The sequence below is a fragment of the Microbulbifer variabilis genome (assembly GCF_052468405.1).
This window is the reverse complement of sequence record NZ_CP174343.1, coordinates 647,845-667,729: the sequence shown is the minus strand read 5'-3', so window position 1 is coordinate 667,729 and position 19,885 is coordinate 647,845. Positions and strand designations below refer to the sequence as shown.

The window sequence follows — 19,885 nt, the reverse complement described above, 5'->3', positions numbered from 1 at the left end:
TATGGGCGAGTTTTTATGTACCTGTTCCTTCACCGGCTATGTTTCACCTTATCACTTTTACTGGGGCCTATACTCACCCCGGCGGCTGCAGCTGAGCTGCCTCCTTTCGACTCGAGCACTTCGGGCCTGTTGTTTACCTTACACGGATCCAACACCATCGGTGCACAGCTGGCACCCAACTTGATTCGCGATTACCTCTCCGCAAAAAGCGCCAGAAATATTCGCGTAACCCCCTTGGACACTCCCAATGAACTTCGCGTACAGGCAGACACTGGCAGTAACACCGTTTTCATTGATATAGCGGCGCATGGTTCAAGTACTGGGTTTAAAGGGCTTGAGCAGTCTCAAGCAGATATTGCCATGGCTTCCAGACCGATCAAGGATACGGAATTATCATCTCTGAGCCGCCTTGGAGACATGCGCAGTAGCCGGGCAGAGCATGTAATTGCTATCGATGGCCTGGCAATTATTGTGCATCCCGGTAATCGCATCGAAAAACTGACCTTGCAACAAATCGCCTCTATTTTCTCCGGCAGAATTTCCAACTGGTCCCAACTCGGCGGTAACAAAGGTCGAATCAAAGTCTATGCCCGTGATAATCAATCTGGCACCTGGGATACATTCAAGAATCTGGTACTTGGCAAAAGCCACACACTCGCCGGCAGCGCAAAACGCTTTGAATCCAATGATCAACTCTCGGACCTGGTTGCCGCAGACCCCAACAGCATTGGCTTTGTTGGGCTGGCATCAATAAGGCAATCCAAGGCAATCTCTGTTTCCGATGAAGATACTTTGCCTCAAGCACCTGAACACTTAACTGTTGCGACCGAAGATTATCCCCTATCACGCCGCCTGTTTTTATATACACCGGTGTATTCAGCCAAACCAGCTGCCGATGATTTTCTACGTTTTGTGCAAAGTGAGCTGGGACAAGAGCAGGTAAAAGCCACAGGGTTTGTTGCACAGACCCCAATTGGTGTAAAGCCTGGCAGCTTAAGGGAAGGCCCAGTGGAGTATTTGACCCTGACTGAAAAAGCAGAACGACTAAGTATTAATTTCCGCTTCTCTGAAGGTAGTGCGTCTCTGGACAACAAAGCCCAGCAGGATATTCAAAGACTCGCAAACTATATGCAAAAACCCCAAAATCGTGATCGCCGATTGCTACTGATTGGATTTGGCGATGAAAAAGCCAGCCCGGAACGTTCAGTAATTCTATCCAAGCTGCGTGCAGTAACTGTGCGATCCGCACTTCGCGACCACCAGATAAACACTGCTCCCGTACAAGGCTTCGGCGCTTACCTACCTATTGCATCGAACAACTCCAGTGGCAAAGTCAAAAATCGCCGGGTTGAAGTTTGGCTTCTGTAAATTGAAGATCCTGCCGTTTCACAGGGAAGAAAAAATGATTGAGGCGGGATTAAATCCGATGGAGTGTTCTGTAAAGTCCTTCCTGTCTTCTGATACTGAGCTATCGCCAACAACTGACTTTAAGGGAAATCAGTGCAGCAGTAAGCCAACCCAGAAAATAAAACTCGCAATAAAAAAGCCGCGTTGATACGCGGCTATCAATGACAGCTTTCACTGTCAGGTCTCACAGAGAGGAACGCCAGGAGCGCTCCGGGAAAAACTCCCAAATAACAAGCGCGTTGCAGCTCGTTTTAAATAGGCGGCTGCTGAGCAGCCGCCAACAATCAGGCTACAGCTTCTTCAGACTCAGCTACTTTTTGCAGAGCCAGCTTGGGATCCACAAATTCATAGCCCAATACATCGGCAACAGCTTTGTAGGTCACCATACCAGCGTGAACATTCAGCCCTTCCAGAAGATTCGCATCATCCAGCAACGCCTGCTTAGCACCTTTGTTTGCCAGGGCCACGGCGTAAGGCAGGGTAGCGTTGTTCAGAGCCATGGTGGAGGTGCGGGCTACACCGCCGGGCATATTGGCTACACAGTAATGTACTACCCCATCTACCACATAAGTAGGCTCTTGGTGGGTAGTGGCTTTGGATGTTTCAAAACAACCACCTTGGTCGATAGCCACGTCTACAACCACAGCACCCTTCTTCATGCGGCTGATGATGTCGCGAGTCAGCAGCTTGGGAGCCGCAGCGCCCGGAATCAATACTGCACCCACAACCAGGTCCGCTTCCAGCGCGTGCTTTTCAATAGCGTCGTTTGTGGAGTATTCAGTGCGCACAGCGCCACCGAAGATGTCATCCAGCTGACGCAGACGTGGCAGTGAGCGATCCAGGATGGTTACATCAGCACCCATACCCAGGGCCATCTTGGCTGCATTGGTACCAACAACACCACCACCGATAATCAGGACTTTCGCGGGGGCTACACCGGGTACACCACCGAGCAATACTCCAAGGCCGCCTTGAGCTTTTTCCAGGTGGTGGGCGCCACATTGTACAGACATACGACCAGCCACTTCAGACATCGGCGCCAACAGCGGCAGACCACCAAAGCGGTCGGTAACAGTTTCATAAGCGATGCAGGTTGCACCGGATTTCACCAACAGCTCGGTTTGCTTGGGGTCTGGAGCCAGGTGGAGGTAAGTGTAAAGAACCTGCCCAGGGCGCAGCATTTCGCACTCATTCGGCTGCGGCTCTTTGACCTTGACGATCATATCGGCAGTGGCAAAAATCTCTTCCGGAGTATCAATAATCTTGGCACCGGCCTGCTCGTACATTTCATCGGTAAAGCCAATAGCTGCACCGCCATCTTTCTGTACGATTACCTGATGACCGTGGCCAACCAGTTCGCGAACACTCGACGGCGTCAGGCCAATACGATACTCGTGGTTTTTGATCTCTTTAGGGACGCCAATCAACATTTTCTGCTCCTCAATCTCTGTATCTGGCGCAATCTTTGCGCATAGACAAAGCCACACCTAATTTCTGTGTTTTCCCCAGTATAAGGCCACTCCTAAAGTGGATTTCTATAAGATTTTTTATCAAACTAGTGGAATCCACTATTAAACTTAGTCGATAGTCCGATTTTTGAGCTGATCATCTATCCAGGAGACAGAGGTATGCGCAAGCGCGCGGAAGAACTCAATACCGTGGACCGCAATATCCTGCGAGTCCTGCAAAAAAATGGCCGTACCAGCTATGCTGAACTCGCCCGACAAGTGGGTTTAACTGCTACCCCCTGTGTTGAACGGGTAAAACGACTGGAGAATGATGGCGTTATCCAAGGATACACTGCCCTGATCAATCCAGAATTCCTGGATGCCGCCCTGGTGGTTTTTGTACAGATTCGCCTGAACCGGTCCGCCCAGGACGCATTTGAAGAGTTCCGCAACGCTGTGGCCGCACTACCGGAAGTACAGGAGTGTTATCTGGTCTCTGGCAATTTTGACTACCTGATCAAAGCACGGGTTGCGGATATGAGCGCCTACCGCAAGTTTTACGGTGAGACTCTTCTGACTCTGCCAGAAGTACAGGAGTGCACCAGTTACGTGGTGATGGAGGAAGTAAAAGAAACCCTGGAAGTACCCGTTCACTACAATCGATGAGCCCATCAGTAGGGGCGACTAGTCAGCCCCCCTACTGCAAGTTGGCAAGAGTGATCAGTAGTGGATTCCCAGCTTGCGATAAACAAAACCTATAACCCAAGCCGGGCCAATCAGTAGAAACTGAATATCTTTAAAGAAAGAGGGCTTTTTCCCTTCGATATGGTGGCCTATAAACTGAAAAATCCACATCACTACAAATAGTCCCAGTGCCGTCTGCCAAACGGGCACCCCCAGGCGCTCCGCTATCGACCAGGCCCAGAGGCAAACTACCGTTAAGGCAGTCATGCCAATTGCAATTGCAAAGGAAAGGGCAAAATAGAAAAGCATCACTGGCACTGTGATCACTACTGCCCAGTTCAACCAAGGGATCGCCGCCATAAACTGCGGCTGCGGAATATCCCATAGCAGGCCAACAACAGTTGCATAAATTACCGGTACTGCAACCCAGTGAATGGATTTATTGATCGGGTTCTGGTGGCTCTCGCCGTATTCGGCAAACCACTGCTGGGCGGTGCGCATGACAATCTCCTTTTCTTATTGTGTCATTGTCAGGAGAGCTATGATCCTCCGGGCACAAACGGTAATCAATGGCCGAAAGTGCCAGGTAAAATATTTTGTCAACGCCGCACGTATGCATCCAGCTGAGCGTGATAGAGTTCAGCCATCTCCCTATCGAAACAGCAGAAAACAATACTCTGTGGCTCCCCCTCTCTCTCCAAGTGCTGCTGCACCTGTTCAACGGCAATTTCTACCGCAAGCCTGGGAGGATAATCATAAACACCGCAACTAATTGCGGGGAATGCGATGGAACGCATGTTCTCTCGCCGCGCCAAAGTCAGGCATTGGCGGTAACAGCTCGATAAAAGCTCTGGCTCACCCAAACGGCCACCGCGCCAGACTGGCCCAACCGTGTGGTAAATACGTTTGACAGGAATTGAAAAAGCGCTAGTGGCACGGACCTCACCAACCGGGCAACCCCCGATACTGCGGCAGGCATCCAACAAATCTGGACCCGCCGCACGGTGAATGGCGCCATCCACTCCACCACCGCCGAGTAGACGAGCGTTGGCGGCATTGACGATGACATCGACGTTTAATCGCGTGATATCACCGAGATGAACTTTGATCACTCAGTATCTCCAACCGCTATTTGAATAATCGCTGCGGATGGAAATCCTTTTCGCTTCACAACAGTCGCACCCATATCACAGGCGCGCCCTTTGCGTAGCTGTCACACTGCACTCAGCCCCATCACTGGGGGCCGCAAGTACAAGCCCTCCGGGGTTAGCCCAGCAATTTTTTATGCTGGGAGGCCACGGCTTCCGGGCATTTCGTCAGTACGCTAACTATGACGATAGCAGCTGCTGAGAAAATAAAGCCCGGCAGCAATTCATAGGTATCGAAGATACCACCGGAGAGCTGCTCCCAGATCACCACTGTGCCACCACCGACAATCACCCCTGCAATGGCACCGCTGCCAGTCATTCTTGACCAGTAGAGGCTGATCAGCAGCGCCGGCCCAAAGGCGGCGCCGAGTCCGGCCCAGGCGTAACTCACCACATCCAAGACCTTGGAATCAGGATCCATAGCAATCCAAACAGCGATTAGAGAGAGCCCAACAACGGCCCAGCGCCCCACTTTCACCATGGCTTCAGGACTGGTCTTACGTCCAAACCAGACATGATAAATATCCTCTGCCAATGCTGCAGAGGACACCAACAGCTGGGAATCTGCGGTGCTCATAATGGCGGAGAGGATCGCCGCTAGCAGTACACCCGCGACAATCGGATGGAACAGAACCTGAACCAGTTCCATAAAGACCGTCTCGCCATCCGGCAGCCCCTGCTGCATCTGTAGGTGGGCAAACAGGCCAACTGCCATAGCACCCAAAAAGCCAACCAGGGACCAAACTGCGGCAACGGTTGCAGCCGCAGGTACATCATCCGGGCTGCGTACCGCCATAAAACGCGCCAGGATATGGGGCTGGCCAAAGTAGCCCAGTCCCCAGGCGAGAGAGCTCAAAATGGCAACCATGCCCAACGCCTGTCCACTGCCATCAGTCAACCAATGCGTTAACTGGGGCTGTTGTGCTTGCAACTGAGCCCAGCTGGCGGAAAAGCCACCCTGATCGGAAATCACCACTAAAGGAACGGCAATCAGAGCAACACTCATTAGCAGACCCTGGAATACATCTGTCCAGGATACCGCCAGGAAACCGCCAAATAGCGTGTAAGAAATCACTGCAACTGCGCCGATAACCACCGCAAAGTGATAGTCCCAACCAAAAACAGTCTCAAATAACTTACCGCCGGCAATCAGTCCCGAAGCCACGTAAAAGAGGAAAAACAGCAAGATGAAAATAGCGCATACCGTGCGCAGATAAGGGTGGCCCATCTTAAAACGGCGATCCAGGTAGGCTGGCACCGTCAGGGAATCATCCAGTTCATAGGTATATATGCGCAGGCGGCGCCCCATACTGACCCAGCTCAGCACGATACCGGAAAAGAGGCCTATAGCAATCCAGCCCGCAGACAACCCCGCAGCATAGGCAGCACCGGGTAATCCCAGCAGTAACCAGCCACTCATGTCAGAGGCCCCTGCAGAGAGCGCCGCAACGGCAGGGGGCAATGAACGGCCACCAAGGAAATAATCACTGGCATTTTTGGTACGCATATAAGCGTAAATGCCAATCACCAGGATTAGGGCCAGGTAGGCGATAAAGGTTAGGGCTACGAGCCACTGTGCAGGCATGGGGGATTCCTTCTACTCAAACTGAGTGGCACCTAGAGAGGGCACTTTCTGCGACTCGCTGCTCGCTTTTTGGGCAAAATGAGCTACGGGATCGGTACCACTTCAAAAATTGTTATGTTTATTGCGCCTAAATCTACCCAACAGGTGGCGTCGACTCAATCCGCAAACTAAATATTCAGAACAGCCACAGAAAAAAAGACAACACTATGGGCATTTGTCTGGACGAATTGCGCCTCCAGGTTATCCGTCCGACCCTCAAACACCTGAGAGCCTGGAGTCAGGGCATGGAAAACCTCCTGCTCGGCACAGCCGCACAAGAATCACAGCTCGGGTTTCATCTCAAGCAGGGACGGCGCCATGGATTGGGCATCTATCAAATCCAACCACACACGCACCGGGAGATCTGGGATCACTATCTGATCGATCATCCAGCCCTGGCCTCAAAGGTACGCGGCCTGGCCAGCCAGCGAGACTTTCTCGATCACCCCCACAGCGAGCTGACCACCAACTTGCGCTATGCCACCGCTATCGCCTGGCTGGTTTACCGCTCAGCGAATGTTCACAAGATTCCCGAGCCGGAGACCAATGATGTGGCGAAAATGGCGCGGCTGTGGCACCAGCATTTTCACCACGGGCCCAGCGCCACTACGAGGGATTTTGAATGCAGCTATGCCCAACTGGTAAGTGGTGCAGACCCTACAAATTCAGCGCCGAGATATACTGGGGCGCAGCCTCCTGAGCATCCTCAGGCTCCCAGGAATTCACCTGACGCTGAATTAAATGGTCAGGGCGCTCGGCAGCCGACGGCTTAGAGCGATCCAATTCCAGGCTTTCAAAGTTGTAGAGATCCCTGTCTGCCAGTTGCGATGGGGAGACACGCGTTAATGCGGCAAAGATATTTTCACTACGTCCTGGGAATTTTTTATCCCACTCCCGTAACATCTGCTTAATCGCCTGCCTCTGCAGATTTTCCTGGCTACCGCACAGGTTGCAGGGAATGATCGGGAATTCCTTAAACTCCGCATAGCGGGCAATATCCTCTTCACGGCAATAGGCCAGCGGGCGAATCACGATATTACGGCCGTCATCAGCACGCAGCTTGGGCGGCATCGCTTTCAAGCGTCCACCGTAAAACATGTTAAGGAATAAAGTCTCGACAATGTCGTCTTTATGGTGGCCAAGGGCTACTTTGGTGGCACCGATTTCCTCGGCAAAGCCGTAAAGGGTACCGCGGCGCAGGCGCGAACAGAGGCTACAGGTGGTCTTGCCTTCAGGCACCACTTCCTGCACAACTGAATAGGTGTCTTTTTCCACGATGTGGTGCGGTACGCCGAGGGAGCGCAAATACTCCGGCAGGATATGCTCCGGGAACCCCGGCTGTTTCTGGTCCATATTCACCGCCACCAGCTCGAAATTGACCGGTGCAGTTTTTTGCAGGTTCAGCAGGATATCCAGCATGGCATAGGAATCCTTGCCACCGGACAGGCAGACCATAATTTTGTCGCCTTCTTCAATCATGTTGAAGTCCGCAATCGCACGACCCACATGACGACGCAGGCGCTTCTGCAGCTTGTTAAATTCGAGTCGCTCGCGGCGATTTTCCACTTCGGGCATGGTGTCTCTCTAACTAGTTCAGTACCGCTGGCCGGTTACAAACCTGGGGGCACAGCCGCAGTACTACTTCTTGTGGCTGATGGCCAGTTGCTGGCTTTCCCAATCCTGGGGGCGCGATTGTACGCATTTCGATCACGGAGTACACGACTGGCTATCCACCTCTTCTGCCAGCAGTGACTCAACACAGGGCCATACATGGTCCAGCAATGCGGGCTGGGCCTTGGCGGTTGGGTGGATACCATCCGATTGCATTGCCCCATCTGCCAGCGCCACTGTCTCCAGGAAGAAGGGCACCAACCCGACCTGCTCAGATTTCGCCACCTTGGGATATACAGCGGCAAAGGCATTGGTGTAGGCACGACCGTAGTTAGGAGGAATACGCATGCCCAATAGCAATACCTCAGCACCAGAGTTCTTGGCCAGTTTCACCATTTCCATCAGATTGCGCTGCAAGGACTGCGGCGGGTAGCCCCGCAGGCCATCGTTACCACCCAGCTCCACAATCAGCCAACGCGGATTGTACTCCTCCATCAGGCGAGGCAAACGCGTCAACCCACCGGAAGTCGTTTCGCCACTGATACTGGCATTGACCACTCGAATTTTTTTGCCTTTCTCCTGCAGGCGCTCTCGCAATAATTGCACCCAGCCCTGCTCTTCATTGATACCGTAAGCAGCGCTGATACTGTCACCCAGCACCAATAAGGTATCCGCAGTATTCGCCTGGGCAGCCCCGACAGGGATAAACAGCAACAGTACCAAGCTGAATTGAGCCGCCAACTGCCGAAAAAAGGCTGTCGTCATGTCATACTCTCCAAAAAATTCGCGTATCCGTATAGGGAACACAGTATGTCCGCCATTCTTACGGCAGAAAACCTGTATCACAGAGTCTCCACCAGCGAAGGGCCATTGACCCTATTAAACAATATCTCTCTGCAACTGGCGCGCGGGGAAAGCCTGGCTGTGACCGGTGCCTCAGGTTCCGGCAAGTCCACCCTGCTCGGTCTATTAGCGGGATTGGACAAGCCCAGCGAAGGAAAAATCTGGCTGGCCGGTGAAGAAATTACCGCCATGGATGAGGAACAACGTGCAGCGATACGCGCCCGCTGCGTGGGTTTTGTATTCCAAACTTTCCAGCTACTGCCAGGCCTCACGGCTCGTGAGAATGTCATGTTGCCCAGTGAGCTGCGTGGAGAGCGCGGCGCCGCCAAGCGCGCAGAGGAATTCCTGGCCAAGGTTGGTCTGGAACATCGCCTGGGCCACTATCCGCGCCAGCTCTCCGGTGGGGAGCAGCAGCGGGTTGCCATTGCCAGGGCCTTCGCTAGCTTTAGCGGAGAGGACGCCATCCTCTTTGCCGACGAACCCACCGGCAGCCTGGATGCCGGCAATGGCGCCAAAATCATCGATTTGCTCTTCAAGCTCAACGCCGAGTCCAGTACCACTCTGGTATTGGTAACCCATGAGCAACGCCTCGCTGAACGCTGCGCCACTCACCTTCGTATGTCTGCTGGAGCCGTGGAGTCTTACGTGCCCTTCTCTGGTGACGACAACTTGTCGGAGGTGTCCGCCTGATGCTGCCGCTGCGACTGCTTTTCAGGGACTGGCGCGGTGGCGAGCTGGCCCTGATCGCCAGTGCCCTGGTACTGGCCGTGACCTGTGTAACCGCCATTGCCCATTTCACTGACCGCCTTACCCGCGCCATGGAGCAGCAATCGCTTACCTTCCTGGCCGCAGAGCGGGTGCTGCGCAGCAGTAAGCCTGTGGATAGCGCATGGCTGGAGGAAGCCGACAAAAAGGGATTGGAACAGGCCGAGATAGTCCAGTTTTCATCCATGATCTCCGCCAACGACCAGTTCCAGTTTGTCTCAGTCAAAGCTGTCGACAAAGGCTATCCATTGGTGGGACAACTGGAAATCAGCAAGTCCCCGGAAGGCCCAGGGGAAGTGGCACCACAAGGACCTCCCCCGGGAGAAGCCTGGGTGGAGTCCCGCCTTCTACCATTGATGGGAATCCAGCTCGGCGATCCTATCGCCCTCGGCGACACCCAATTGAAAGTGACAGCCATACTGGAGCGGGAACCCGACCGGGGCACCAGCCTGTTTGATATGGGCGCGCGACTGCTAGCCAATACCGCCGACCTGCCCGCCGCAGGTGTGATCCAGCCCGGCAGCCGAGTGCGCTACCGCTACTTGTTTTCCGGTGATGACCAAGTCCTGAAGGATTACTTTGACTGGCTCAAACCTCAGTTAACTGAGCACCAGCGAATCTTGGACCTGCGCGAAGGCCAGCCCCGCGTTGCCTCAGCCCTGGATAGAGCCGAGTCATTCCTGTTTCTCGCCGCCAGCCTGGCTGTACTTCTCGCCAGCGTCGCCGTTGGCCTGGCAGCCAGACGCTACGGACTGCGCCACGGCGCCTACGTAGCCGTAATGAAAAGCCTCGGCGCCGGGCGCAACAAAATCCTCGGCATCTACCTGGGACAGCTGGCCGCCCTCACCCTGATTGCCACTGCTATCGGGCTGGCACTGGGCACCTTTATCCAGAGCCAGGCGGTCAACCTGATGGAAGGGTTCTTCCCGGTTCAACCCCCGGCCACCAGCTGGAGCCCTCTGCTAATTGGACTCGCCACCGGCCTCGCCTGCGCCCTGGGCTTTGCCCTGCCGCCGCTTTTCCGTTTGGCTCGTACAGACCCGATGCAAACCCTGAGGCACGACTGGAGCAATCCGGACAGACGCGAATGGCTCGGGTTGATTCTCGGCCCCAGCGCCATGCTGCTCCTAATCTGGTGGCTGTCCGGCAGTCTGCTCATGACGCTCGCCTTGTTTGTCGGCATGCTCCTGTTGGTAGCGGGCAGCGCCCTGGTTAACCGACTCCTGGTGCGCGGCAAATTGGCTTCCCTCGGCGGCGCATGGCGTATTGCCCTGGGCAGCTTGCAACGCCGCGCCGCGTTCAACACCCTCCTTATTGCCGCTTTTGGCACCGGATTATTGGCCATGCTGGCCATGGTCTTTGCCCGCACAGCCCTGGTGGATGAATGGCGGATGCAATTACCAGAAAAAGCCCCCAACCACTTCCTTCTGAATATCGCCCCCCACGACGTTCCAACCATGGAAAACATGCTGGCAGAGGGCGAGGTAAGCAGCACCGAGTTTTACCCCATGGTGCGCGGCCGTTTGGTAGCGATTAACGGCGTTTCGATTAAAGAGAAAAAAGATCGTCCCGGTGGCGTTCGCCGGGAATTGAACCTGAGCTACACCGATACCCTGGCGCCGGACAATCGCATCTTGGAAGGCGAATGGTGGGACAAGGCCAGCGAAGGTGTTTCCGTAGAAGTGGAGCTGGCAGCCCAGCTGGAACTGTCAATGGGAGATCAATTGCGCTTTTCCATCGGTGGCCTCGAAGTAGAAGCCCCAGTAGCCAGCTTCCGCTCGCTGGACTGGAACAGCATGCGCCCCAACTTCTATATGATATTTGCACCGGGCACTATCGATGATTTCCCGGCTACCTATATCACCAGTTTTTACCTCCCACCGGAGGACAAGCTACTGGTCAACGATCTGGTTCGCGCCTTCCCCAGCGTCAGCGTGATAGAGCTGGATAAGATCATCCAACGTATCCGCGACACCATTAACCAGGTGTCCTTTGCTATCGAATCAGTCATGGCCCTGATGCTTGTTGCCGGGGTGCTGGTATTAATTGCCGGAGTACGCGCCAGTATCGCCGAGCGATTGCAGGAAGCGGCAATTATCCGCACACTGGGAGGCCGCAGGCGCTTATTACTGAGAAGCCTGATACTGGAATTTGGCCTACTGGGTTTTGCCGCCGGCTTGCTCGCGGCTATCGGTGCTGAAGCCACTTTGGCCGTGCTGTCTTATTGGGTCTTTGAACTGCCGGTGATATTGCACCCAGTCCTTTGGCTAACCGGACCACTCACCGGTGCAGTACTGGTTGGCACCGCCGGTACCCTGGCCTGTTACAGCTCGATCAGCCAGCCCCCGCTCAGAGTACTGCGCGAACTGGCCTAACTGATGAATGTCGGCTCTTGAGAATAAAGATGTAGTTTTTATGGACCTGGAATTCGACCGCAAACATATCTGGCACCCCTACTCCTCGCTGATCAACCCGCCGCCGGTTTATCCGGTGGCCAGGGCTGAAGGGGTTCGAATTTTCCTGGAAGATGGCCGCGGCCTTATCGATGGCATGTCCTCCTGGTGGAGTGCCCTGCACGGATACAATGTGCCCGAGCTAAACCAGGCCATGCGCGATCAGATGGACAAGATGTCCCATGTGATGTTTGGCGGCCTCACCCATGAACCGGCCATTGAGCTGTGCAAAAAGCTGGTAGAGATCACCCCACCGGGGCTGAATCGGGTATTCCTGGCTGATTCCGGTTCAGTGTCTGTGGAAGTGGCCATTAAAATGGCCATTCAATACTGGCACTCTCAGGGCAAACCGGGTAAAAGTAAATTGCTGGCCCTGCGCAATGGCTACCATGGCGATACCTTTGGGGCCATGGCCACCTGTGATCCCGTTACCGGCATGCACCACCTGTTTGCCGGGCAATTGAGCCAACACCTGTTTGCCCCTGCCCCGCAAACCCCTTTCGGCGAAACATGCCCGGAAGAAGATATCCGTGAACTGGAACAACTGATTGCGCAAAACAGCGATCAACTGGCTGCGGTGATCCTCGAACCCATAGTACAGGGCGCCGGCGGTATGCGCTTTTATTCCGCAGATTACCTGCGCCGGGTACGAGCACTCTGTGACGAATACGACCTGCTGCTGATTGCCGATGAAATCGCCACCGGTTTTGGCCGCAGTGGCAAAATGTTCGCCTGCGACCACGCCGCGATCAGCCCGGATATTCTCACCCTCGGCAAGGCACTCACCGGCGGTACCATGACTTTAGCGGCCGCACTGTGTAGCGATCGTATTGCCGAAGGCATTTGCAATGGCGAGGCCGGAGTCTTTATGCACGGCCCCACTTTTATGGGGAATCCCCTGGCCTGCTCCGTTGCCAATGCCAGCATCCAGCTGCTTCTCAGCAGCCCCTGGCAGAAACGAGTCACAGTGATCGAGCAGCAGCTGACCGAGCAGCTGGCCCCATTAAAATCCGCACCGGGTGTGGCCGATGTTCGGGCCCTTGGCGCTATTGGGGTAGTGGAAATGTGTGAGCCAGTGAATATGGCCAAGGTGCAGGAAGCTTTAATCGAACGCGGCGTTTGGCTGCGTCCCTTCGGCAAGCTGGTCTACGCCATGCCGCCCTATGTGATTTCTAAAGAAGACCTAAGCCAACTAACTTCGGCAATGGTTGATGTACTGGGGGAGATTTCCTAGCCTTCGTACCAATTAATTTGTGAAGCCGGTCTCAATAATGCCGGATTAACCGGCTCTTTCTGTCAATAACCTTCACAGTTGCTGCTGCGAGCAGATGGCTATCTGATGACTTTCCTTAACACGGGGGCGCCGCTTCCAGGCTAAAGACCTCCGTTGACCCCTCCCGCATTCGTCGTTCGCAGATTCAATTTTCTTCGTCTTTACAAGCTTCGATCAGCTTGATCGCAATTTCTGCCAGAAATGTTTTGAGCCCCTAAAAATTCCTGTATCATAAATGTTAATGATAGTTATCCTCATTTGTGATAGCAATCAAAGTGATCACAGTTAAATGTTAGGCATTCACCTCGCCCGATCAATGCCTTTTCAATCTTTACTGCTTGGGCGTTAGAGAGGAAAAATGAGAATTTTAATTGCATTACTTTTTGCGGTTACTTTTGCTACCACGGCGCAAGCTAGCGATGCATCAGGAGAAAAACCCATTCAGCACCTCAAGGTAGCGGATGTTACTTCGATGAAGGATGCCAAGAAGATTTTCATTGAGAAAACAGCAGAAATTAAGGGCAAGCAAAAGCTTGATGCTGCTGAGCTTCACCAGATTCATGTCATCACCTACACGCTTGAAAAAAGCGTTGAGTTTTTCGCAGAGAACTTAAAGGGTGAGAAGCAAGAGCTGGCAAAAGAAATTGCCGTTGTGGTGGAGAATATCCATCTTAACTCCGAAAACAACCGTGCAGAAAAGACCCGCAAGGATCTGAAGGAATACTTTAAATTAGCAGACAAATTTGCCGCTGGGTTTAAGCATCACTAATAAGCTCAATCCCGAGCTTAAACAGCGTTTCTTTTCGCAGCGAAAGGCTCGTCTAGTACGATAGAAAACTGAAGGGCTAGCTATCAGTAGTTAGCCCTTCAATAATAACACCACTCGTTCATGGCTAGGTGCCACAACCTCGATCAGATTCTTTACGATACCCATTGCCCATACTTCCTTCCTTTTTGATCCGCCTATAAATCTCCTCGCGGTGTACGGGTAAGGATTTTGGAGCAAGTATTCCTATCTTCACCTGATTACCCTTAACTTCCAATACCGTGACTGAGACATTTGCTCCAATCCGTAAGTTTTCGCCTGTCCGGCGCTTTAAGACCAACATATTTATGTCCTACTGATACTCAAGCCATAAGTAGACCTTCCACGACGGGAAAGCTTGAATAGTAACGTTTTGAGGAAATACGGGGTGGTGCGCGAGAACGGTAGGCGTAGAAAAAGAAAAGGCAGACGCAACGCCCCCAGGGCTTGGGGAATCTCTCCAAACCGCTGATTGTGCTCCACTTTATTGAAGACGAGCGGGTTTCTAGCGTACTATTCATATAGCCATCTTGATAGGTGATTTATCAATTTGGTTAGCTGGCCCCAGGTGTTCCAGCACCTTGGGTCAGCGCCTTTTACTATTTCTTACTTCACGCGACCGTTCTCCTTTAAGGGGTGGTTTTTAGAAAATTCTTGGGTTCTTGAATCTCTAGATACACTTGAACCGAGCGGCTTTGATTGTTGCCTTTAGATGGCTTCTTAATCGCCGCCAAAATATCAATAAATATCTATCGATTTTACGTGGCTTTGACACTAAAACAATCCTAATAAAATCTAATAAGATTATTTTTGTGCCTATATTTTTATTTATTCACGCTTTGAAAGATTTTAGTCACACGTAAAAATGGCCATTTAAATTAACACTCCTCACCGTTTCTCGCGTTAGAATGCAAAAAACAATGGTAATACTGCTACTTGAAATACCTTCCACGCATCAATAGAAAAGATCTCTCGAGAGCCAAAATATCTTACAGACTTTTAATATATTGCTGTGGTATTTAGGTCGGCACTCTATTCGTAGTGATAGTGCTATTTTCACTCATCATTTAGGATCGAAGCCTTCTGGTACGGTAACCCCTGTTTAAAAAGGCCGCACCAGAACATCCACCAAACGCTCTGGTTTGACAGATGGTTTTGGGGAAATATCATCCTTAACTGCTTGAAAATGCTTATTTTGTATATATTTTGTTGCTTTTCCGTACTGCCAACATCAAAGATCAAGAGCAACCGCACATATCCACAGTAGAAAAAGCGCTAACTCATTGATTTTGAATGATTTACGCCTGTGATCAAAAGCAGCAAAATATCAGGATATAATGCAGCCGCACTATATCCACTAGAGTAATTTTCCACCAGTGCTGGCTAACATACTGATTTATTTGATTTTTTCTGGCTAGAGGAGTTTCCTCCTCTTGGGATATATCGGCTGGTGATATAATGCAGCTGCTTCTGAATACACTGTTAGCATAATATGAGTATGTGGAAAACATTCGCTGTAAAAACACTATATCGGACTAAAACAACTGGAGTACCTCTTTCAACTAGTGAGGGATACTCTGATCAATACGATATGGTTGAAGAACGAGTCGTTACTTTTAAGGCTCGATCATTTGATGAGGCAATTGAAAGAGCAGAACGAGAGGCCGAGGAATATGCTCGTGAGGTTTTTGTTAATCCCTTTGGCCAAAATGTGGCGTGGTATTTCACTGGTGATTCTGTCGCTTTTGAGCCTTATGATTCAGTGCCGGCTAATATTGAAGTATTCTCTAGTACATATTTAGTTCCAAGAAAATTGAATGACAAATACCTTGCTGATAACTGTTTTGGACAGAGTTATGAAGATGACGAAAAAATCAGGATCAATTTTCTTAATTCTGACATAGTGGGGTTTCGGTAAGATGCTAACAAGCAGGTGCATGTGACAGCCGCCGCTTTGCGTCGTCTGCACATGACCTGAGTGTTAGGAGCTTGATCATCCGAATAACACTTTATTTAATTATCATTTTTCAATTGAGTGCATGTAGTGCTTGGAATGATTGGCTCATGGAGCGCTCTATAGAAAAAATGAGGAGCGAGGCCAGGACGAAAATAGATAGCGAAGCTTGCGTATCCTCTGGTGGAAAAGTTGAAGGTATAGGAATTTTTGGTATACCTTCTTGTGTCGCTTATTACATCGATGGTGGTAAAAGCTGCACGGATAATTCTCAATGCCAAGGGCTATGTTTCACACCCAACACCCATGAAATCGGAACTGCAATTCTGGGGTTGTGTCAGTCGAGTGAGCATGATTCCTTTGGTTGTATCAGCACCGTCGAAAACGGTGTTGTTAGCGAGGCATTTTGCCAAGATTGAGCAGGCTCCTAACAAAGCCAGGCAATGAAGCTCCGGGCCTGCGGCCCTCCGCGGGACAGCTTACCTTTTACGCAGGTCGCTACGCTCCCATTTTTACGCAAAATTCGCACAAGGTAAGCTGCCCCTGCTGGCGGCGTTAGACATAAATCATCAGAAATGACTAAAGACGAATGGAATAACTGTTGCGACGCCCCAGATATGATTGAATTTGTTTGGAGACAAGAGCCGTTTCGTACAGTTTCAGAAAGGTTTAAAGAATATCCTGCTACTAATGATTGGAAAGATTATTTGGATATTGAAATGCCTCTATACAAATTTTATATAGCTTGTTGTCGCGAAATTTGGCTTCTTCTTCCTCAGAATGAGAGTAAAAGGGGCGTTGAGCTAGCCGAGCAATATATAAGGGGAGAAACTGAGTGGGAAGAATTATCCAGGTATAACTGGTATGTTGAGGGGGCCGCTTTTACCTTTGACTACGAAACTGATACAGAAAAAGTCAGTTTATGGGTTGAGGAAACCGAGTCGAGTCATATGGAGCTAATAGAGAAACTTGGTTCTTCTAATACTCTGGATTTGTTGAAGGATGCAGCTTACTTTGTTGATTACGCTATGATTTACCCTTCAATACAACCCAAAGGCTCACCAAGTGCATGTTATCACAAGTTTCTACAGCCAAAACTGCTTCGGAAATTAGTAAAATATCCAGTGTAAAATAGGGGCTGTGCTAGAAATGCCTAACAAAAGTGTCAAACATCGCTACATGCCTACGGCATTCCGCGGGACTCGCTCCTGCGTCGCTCGCCGTTTACATTGGCGTTAACCCAGAGGTGTATTGAGTGAATTATGTGTTGATTTCAGCAATTGCGGGTTTTGTACTTGCGCTGATGCTTGGAGCCTCAAAGAATGCCAAGCCCGTTTCTATGGAGAATGGGGATGTTCTTCTTACGTATGCGAATTCAATTAGAGGTGCCGGTCTCGTCCTTTCCATTATATCTATATATAGGTGGTTTATTTCTTGCTCTTATCTTCGTTCCAATAAAGACAGAGTCAGATGCGCGAGCAGTTATTTGGCTATTCTCGGCAGCTTTTCTCTTTACAGCTTATTTTTATATTGAATTTTTTACAGTAAAGATCACCCTGAAATCCGGTGGCATTGCAGGAACGTCAGGATGGAGAGGGCTCAGAGAATATGAGTGGAGCGAAATAGAAGAGATAACGTATTCGCCGGTATCGATGTGGTTTACTATTAAGACTACAGCCAAAGCACCTCTAAGAATTCACGCCTGGATTAGCGGGATAGATGAGTTTCAAAAACATTATATGGCGAATTTAGAAAAGCAGATCTGGATTTCAGCTTATGAAAGTGCATTGAAGGATGAAAGGGTTAACAAGCAAAGGCAGTCGGACCGCTAAAGCGCCCGCTGCTTTGGGCGTTATTTGTCTACGGGGAAGGTGATGGAACAAGTAATTGAATGCCACCCAGGAAAAATCTTAGAAGACCTCTACGAGAAGGAAATGTGGAACATTCAAAAACAGTGGATGGCCACTTTCGCTAAGAATTCCCAGGGAGCAAATACCAAAGCTTATAAATGGCATACCTTTAGCGCTGGTTGCTATCCTTCAAGCGAAGGAGAGAAAGCACGCGAACTATATAACAATCATAGTGCGCACGAATATTACATAATGGCAAACGATGATGAGTTAGTAGTACTAACTGACCTAAAGCCTGAAACAGTTGATTTGTTGGACTACTATATTTTTCCAAAAAATATGGCTTGGTGTATGGCTTTCACTCATGAGGAAGGTTGGTTAGGGCCCTACTTTGCCAAACATCCAGATTACGAAAAACTAAATATCGACAATCAAAAACAGATTGAAAAAGAGAAACAAAAAGCCTTTGCCAAGAGTAAAGGATGGACATAAAAATTCACATAACAAATAGGTCAAACTGATACCTGGCGGCACAGTTTACCTAGGAGTTAAGTGCATGAGAGAATCATGAGAGAATGAAGACGTCAGTAGCAATTGTTTTACTTACATTAATTTTGAATGGTTGCGCTACACCACAAACCTATACCGGAACGGTAACCGATTGCCAAGATAATCCGATTGCTAGAGCAGAAGTAGAAGCATGGGAAAACGAATGGATTCCTTTTCACTTGCCTGGTAAACTTGGAGAAACCAAAACGGATGAAAATGGAACTTTCACATTAAACACAGAAAAAGAGGCGGGTTTCTTCGTTTATTCTGGTAATAAACTAGTATTTACAAGCCACCCTGGGAAATCGGAGACCAAGTGCACCAAAAATAGCACTTAACAAATCGTGGCAGCAAGGGCGCTTCGCGCCGGGACGGCTTATACTTCGTTCCAGCCGCCCCTGCACTCTGAGTTAATGGTCAAGAATCAGTATAAAGATGAAAATAGCCTTGGTATTTGTGGTAGCGGTACTCTACTCGTGGATCTGTGAGAGGCTTTTTGGTTACACCTCCACCTTGTATGTCCCAGTAGATATCCAAACCTCGCCAATACTGTATCAAGCGATGCTGGTAATTTATGGTCTATGTGCCGTTCTAATTTTTGCTTCATTGTTAGCAATTTTGATTGTCAAGCTTCGGCTCAAACAACCTGTCAAGCTATCGGTGCTTTTGGGGCTTCCATTAATTCCTATTTCAATTTACGGCTTTGTTAACTTTCTGGAAGTAGCGCCGGCACTATCAGATTTTATTCTTAGCTCTGGATTTCTAGTGAGTACAAGTGTAAAAGTTCTTCTGACGATTTCTGTGCTTCCGGTACTTGTTCTCTTGCTAAGGAGCAAAGCCCATTAACAAACGCAAGCAAGCTTCTATGGCCCTTCGGGCCTCCGCGGGACGCCCAACTCTTTGCGCCCCTATTGCGGGCGTTATATTTACTGATCTATGAATGAAGTGAATACCACAATTGAGTGCCCCTGTTGCGGCTATCTATCCCTAAATGGCGGTGAACATGGAGAGATATGTATTATTTGTTATTGGGAGTCGGATTCGGAGGTTGGTTTTAGGGGGACAGTGCCATCTGTCAACAATCATGGTCTCTCGCTTGTCGAAGCACGAAATAACTTTGACAGGTATGGAGCTTGTTGCGAAGAAATGATTCAACATGTTTTACCAGCTGAAGCTCGTAAAGAATATAAACACTCCAGTGAAGTTGAGTAATAAATATAACAAATATAGGCACCCAACACTTACGGCACAGGTGCTAAACGCGTTAAATGTGTCGAGTAATGGAGTAAGAATGATGAGTCAAAAGTGGTATAGAAGCGCATGGTTTCCCATCTACAATTCTATGCTTTTTTTGGCTTTTGGGTTTGTACTTTTAAATTACTACGGAATGGTTCACTGGGAAATAGTTGGGGATAATTATCTTCAGTTGGAGGGTAAATTAAAGGACTCCCTATTTAGCCTAATGTCAAAG

Annotated in this window: 22 protein-coding genes; 15 read left to right on the top strand and 7 right to left on the bottom strand. The window is 50.3% G+C overall.

Annotation, left to right across the window (positions count from 1 at the left end; genetic code table 11):
- The first annotated feature begins 15 nt into the window (after nt 1-15).
- On the top strand, nt 16-1,368 hold the full coding sequence (locus ACJJJB_RS03365) for a substrate-binding domain-containing protein (protein ID WP_445365736.1): 1,353 nt from the start codon (nt 16-18) through the stop codon (nt 1,366-1,368).
- A gap of 323 nt (nt 1,369-1,691) precedes the next feature.
- Here the strand turns inward: ACJJJB_RS03365 and ald are convergent, their stop codons facing one another.
- A complete protein-coding gene (gene ald / locus ACJJJB_RS03360; protein ID WP_020411657.1) occupies nt 1,692-2,837 on the bottom strand; it encodes an alanine dehydrogenase in 1,146 nt (381 codons plus the stop codon).
- Between the two features lie 198 nt (nt 2,838-3,035).
- On the opposite strand from ald, the gene ACJJJB_RS03355 reads away from it, so the two are divergent.
- Nucleotides 3,036-3,521: an Lrp/AsnC ligand binding domain-containing protein gene (locus ACJJJB_RS03355; RefSeq protein WP_020411656.1), complete on the top strand. Its 486-nt coding sequence runs from the start codon at nt 3,036-3,038 to the stop codon at nt 3,519-3,521.
- Nucleotides 3,522-3,575: 54 nt separating this feature from the next.
- Here ACJJJB_RS03355 and ACJJJB_RS03350 read toward each other — a convergent pair whose 3' ends face one another.
- From ACJJJB_RS03350 to putP, 3 genes are all read right to left on the bottom strand, one after another.
- Complete coding sequence (locus ACJJJB_RS03350) at nt 3,576-4,040, bottom strand: Mpo1 family 2-hydroxy fatty acid dioxygenase (protein WP_282951298.1); 465 nt, start codon at nt 4,038-4,040, stop codon at nt 3,576-3,578.
- A 98-nt stretch (nt 4,041-4,138) separates the two neighbouring features.
- Nucleotides 4,139-4,651 carry an O-acetyl-ADP-ribose deacetylase gene (locus ACJJJB_RS03345; protein WP_020411654.1) on the bottom strand — a complete coding sequence of 171 codons (513 nt, stop codon included), beginning with the start codon at nt 4,649-4,651 and terminating at the stop codon, nt 4,139-4,141.
- Between the two features lie 154 nt (nt 4,652-4,805).
- The gene (putP, locus tag ACJJJB_RS03340; RefSeq protein WP_445365735.1) at nt 4,806-6,272 is read right to left on the bottom strand and encodes a sodium/proline symporter PutP; all 1,467 of its coding nucleotides are present in this window, start codon (nt 6,270-6,272) and stop codon (nt 4,806-4,808) included.
- A gap of 206 nt (nt 6,273-6,478) precedes the next feature.
- Here putP and ACJJJB_RS03335 point away from each other — a divergent pair, with 206 nt between their 5' ends.
- Nucleotides 6,479-7,084, top strand: a complete 606-nt coding sequence (locus ACJJJB_RS03335) for a hypothetical protein (protein ID WP_211214878.1) — start codon at nt 6,479-6,481, stop codon at nt 7,082-7,084.
- Here ACJJJB_RS03335 and ttcA read toward each other — a convergent pair.
- Both ttcA and ACJJJB_RS03325 read right to left on the bottom strand, forming a co-directional pair.
- Nucleotides 6,969-7,886 carry a tRNA 2-thiocytidine(32) synthetase TtcA gene (gene ttcA, locus ACJJJB_RS03330; protein ID WP_020411652.1) on the bottom strand — a complete coding sequence of 306 codons (918 nt, stop codon included), beginning with the start codon at nt 7,884-7,886 and terminating at the stop codon, nt 6,969-6,971. The genes ACJJJB_RS03335 and ttcA overlap by 116 nt on opposite strands.
- Before the next feature lie 132 nt (nt 7,887-8,018).
- Nucleotides 8,019-8,687 carry an arylesterase gene (locus ACJJJB_RS03325; protein WP_020411651.1) on the bottom strand — a complete coding sequence of 223 codons (669 nt, stop codon included), beginning with the start codon at nt 8,685-8,687 and terminating at the stop codon, nt 8,019-8,021.
- Between the two features lie 45 nt (nt 8,688-8,732).
- Here ACJJJB_RS03325 and ACJJJB_RS03320 point away from each other — a divergent pair, with 45 nt between their 5' ends.
- The 4 genes from ACJJJB_RS03320 to ACJJJB_RS03305 all read left to right on the top strand — a co-directional run bounded on the left by ACJJJB_RS03320 (nt 8,733) and on the right by ACJJJB_RS03305 (nt 14,025).
- Nucleotides 8,733-9,455 (top strand): ABC transporter ATP-binding protein, encoded by a 723-nt coding sequence (locus ACJJJB_RS03320; protein ID WP_020411650.1) that lies wholly within the window; start codon nt 8,733-8,735, stop codon nt 9,453-9,455.
- Entirely contained in the window at nt 9,455-11,905 is a 2,451-nt protein-coding gene (locus tag ACJJJB_RS03315) for an ABC transporter permease (RefSeq protein WP_445365734.1), read from the top strand. The genes ACJJJB_RS03320 and ACJJJB_RS03315 overlap by 1 nt, the downstream gene beginning before the upstream one ends.
- Before the next feature lie 7 nt (nt 11,906-11,912).
- A complete protein-coding gene (gene bioA, locus ACJJJB_RS03310; RefSeq protein WP_444945457.1) occupies nt 11,913-13,217 on the top strand; it encodes an adenosylmethionine--8-amino-7-oxononanoate transaminase in 1,305 nt (434 codons plus the stop codon).
- 397 nt (nt 13,218-13,614) lie between these two features.
- On the top strand, nt 13,615-14,025 hold the full coding sequence (locus tag ACJJJB_RS03305; protein ID WP_444945458.1) for a DUF6746 family protein: 411 nt from the start codon (nt 13,615-13,617) through the stop codon (nt 14,023-14,025).
- 124 nt (nt 14,026-14,149) lie between these two features.
- Here ACJJJB_RS03305 and csrA read toward each other — a convergent pair whose 3' ends face one another.
- Nucleotides 14,150-14,365 (bottom strand): carbon storage regulator CsrA, encoded by a 216-nt coding sequence (csrA, locus tag ACJJJB_RS03300; protein ID WP_282951306.1) that lies wholly within the window; start codon nt 14,363-14,365, stop codon nt 14,150-14,152.
- Nucleotides 14,366-15,559: 1,194 nt separating this feature from the next.
- On the opposite strand from csrA, the gene ACJJJB_RS03295 reads away from it, so the two are divergent.
- From ACJJJB_RS03295 to ACJJJB_RS03260, 8 genes are all read left to right on the top strand, one after another.
- On the top strand, nt 15,560-15,979 hold the full coding sequence (locus tag ACJJJB_RS03295; RefSeq protein ID WP_444945459.1) for a DUF4288 domain-containing protein: 420 nt from the start codon (nt 15,560-15,562) through the stop codon (nt 15,977-15,979).
- Between the two features lie 146 nt (nt 15,980-16,125).
- Complete coding sequence (locus ACJJJB_RS03290; RefSeq protein WP_444945460.1) at nt 16,126-16,434, top strand: hypothetical protein; 309 nt, start codon at nt 16,126-16,128, stop codon at nt 16,432-16,434.
- A gap of 156 nt (nt 16,435-16,590) precedes the next feature.
- Nucleotides 16,591-17,145 carry a hypothetical protein gene (locus tag ACJJJB_RS03285; protein WP_445365733.1) on the top strand — a complete coding sequence of 185 codons (555 nt, stop codon included), beginning with the start codon at nt 16,591-16,593 and terminating at the stop codon, nt 17,143-17,145.
- Nucleotides 17,146-17,337: 192 nt separating this feature from the next.
- Complete coding sequence (locus ACJJJB_RS03280) at nt 17,338-17,847, top strand: hypothetical protein (RefSeq protein ID WP_444902007.1); 510 nt, start codon at nt 17,338-17,340, stop codon at nt 17,845-17,847.
- A gap of 42 nt (nt 17,848-17,889) precedes the next feature.
- Complete coding sequence (locus tag ACJJJB_RS03275; protein ID WP_445365732.1) at nt 17,890-18,357, top strand: DUF4275 family protein; 468 nt, start codon at nt 17,890-17,892, stop codon at nt 18,355-18,357.
- A gap of 83 nt (nt 18,358-18,440) precedes the next feature.
- Nucleotides 18,441-18,752, top strand: a complete 312-nt coding sequence (locus ACJJJB_RS03270; protein ID WP_445365731.1) for a transthyretin-like family protein — start codon at nt 18,441-18,443, stop codon at nt 18,750-18,752.
- A 97-nt stretch (nt 18,753-18,849) separates the two neighbouring features.
- A complete protein-coding gene (locus ACJJJB_RS03265) occupies nt 18,850-19,260 on the top strand; it encodes a hypothetical protein (protein ID WP_445365730.1) in 411 nt (136 codons plus the stop codon).
- Nucleotides 19,261-19,350: 90 nt separating this feature from the next.
- Nucleotides 19,351-19,626, top strand: a complete 276-nt coding sequence (locus ACJJJB_RS03260) for a CPCC family cysteine-rich protein (protein ID WP_445365729.1) — start codon at nt 19,351-19,353, stop codon at nt 19,624-19,626.
- The last annotated feature ends 259 nt before the right edge of the window (nt 19,627-19,885 follow it).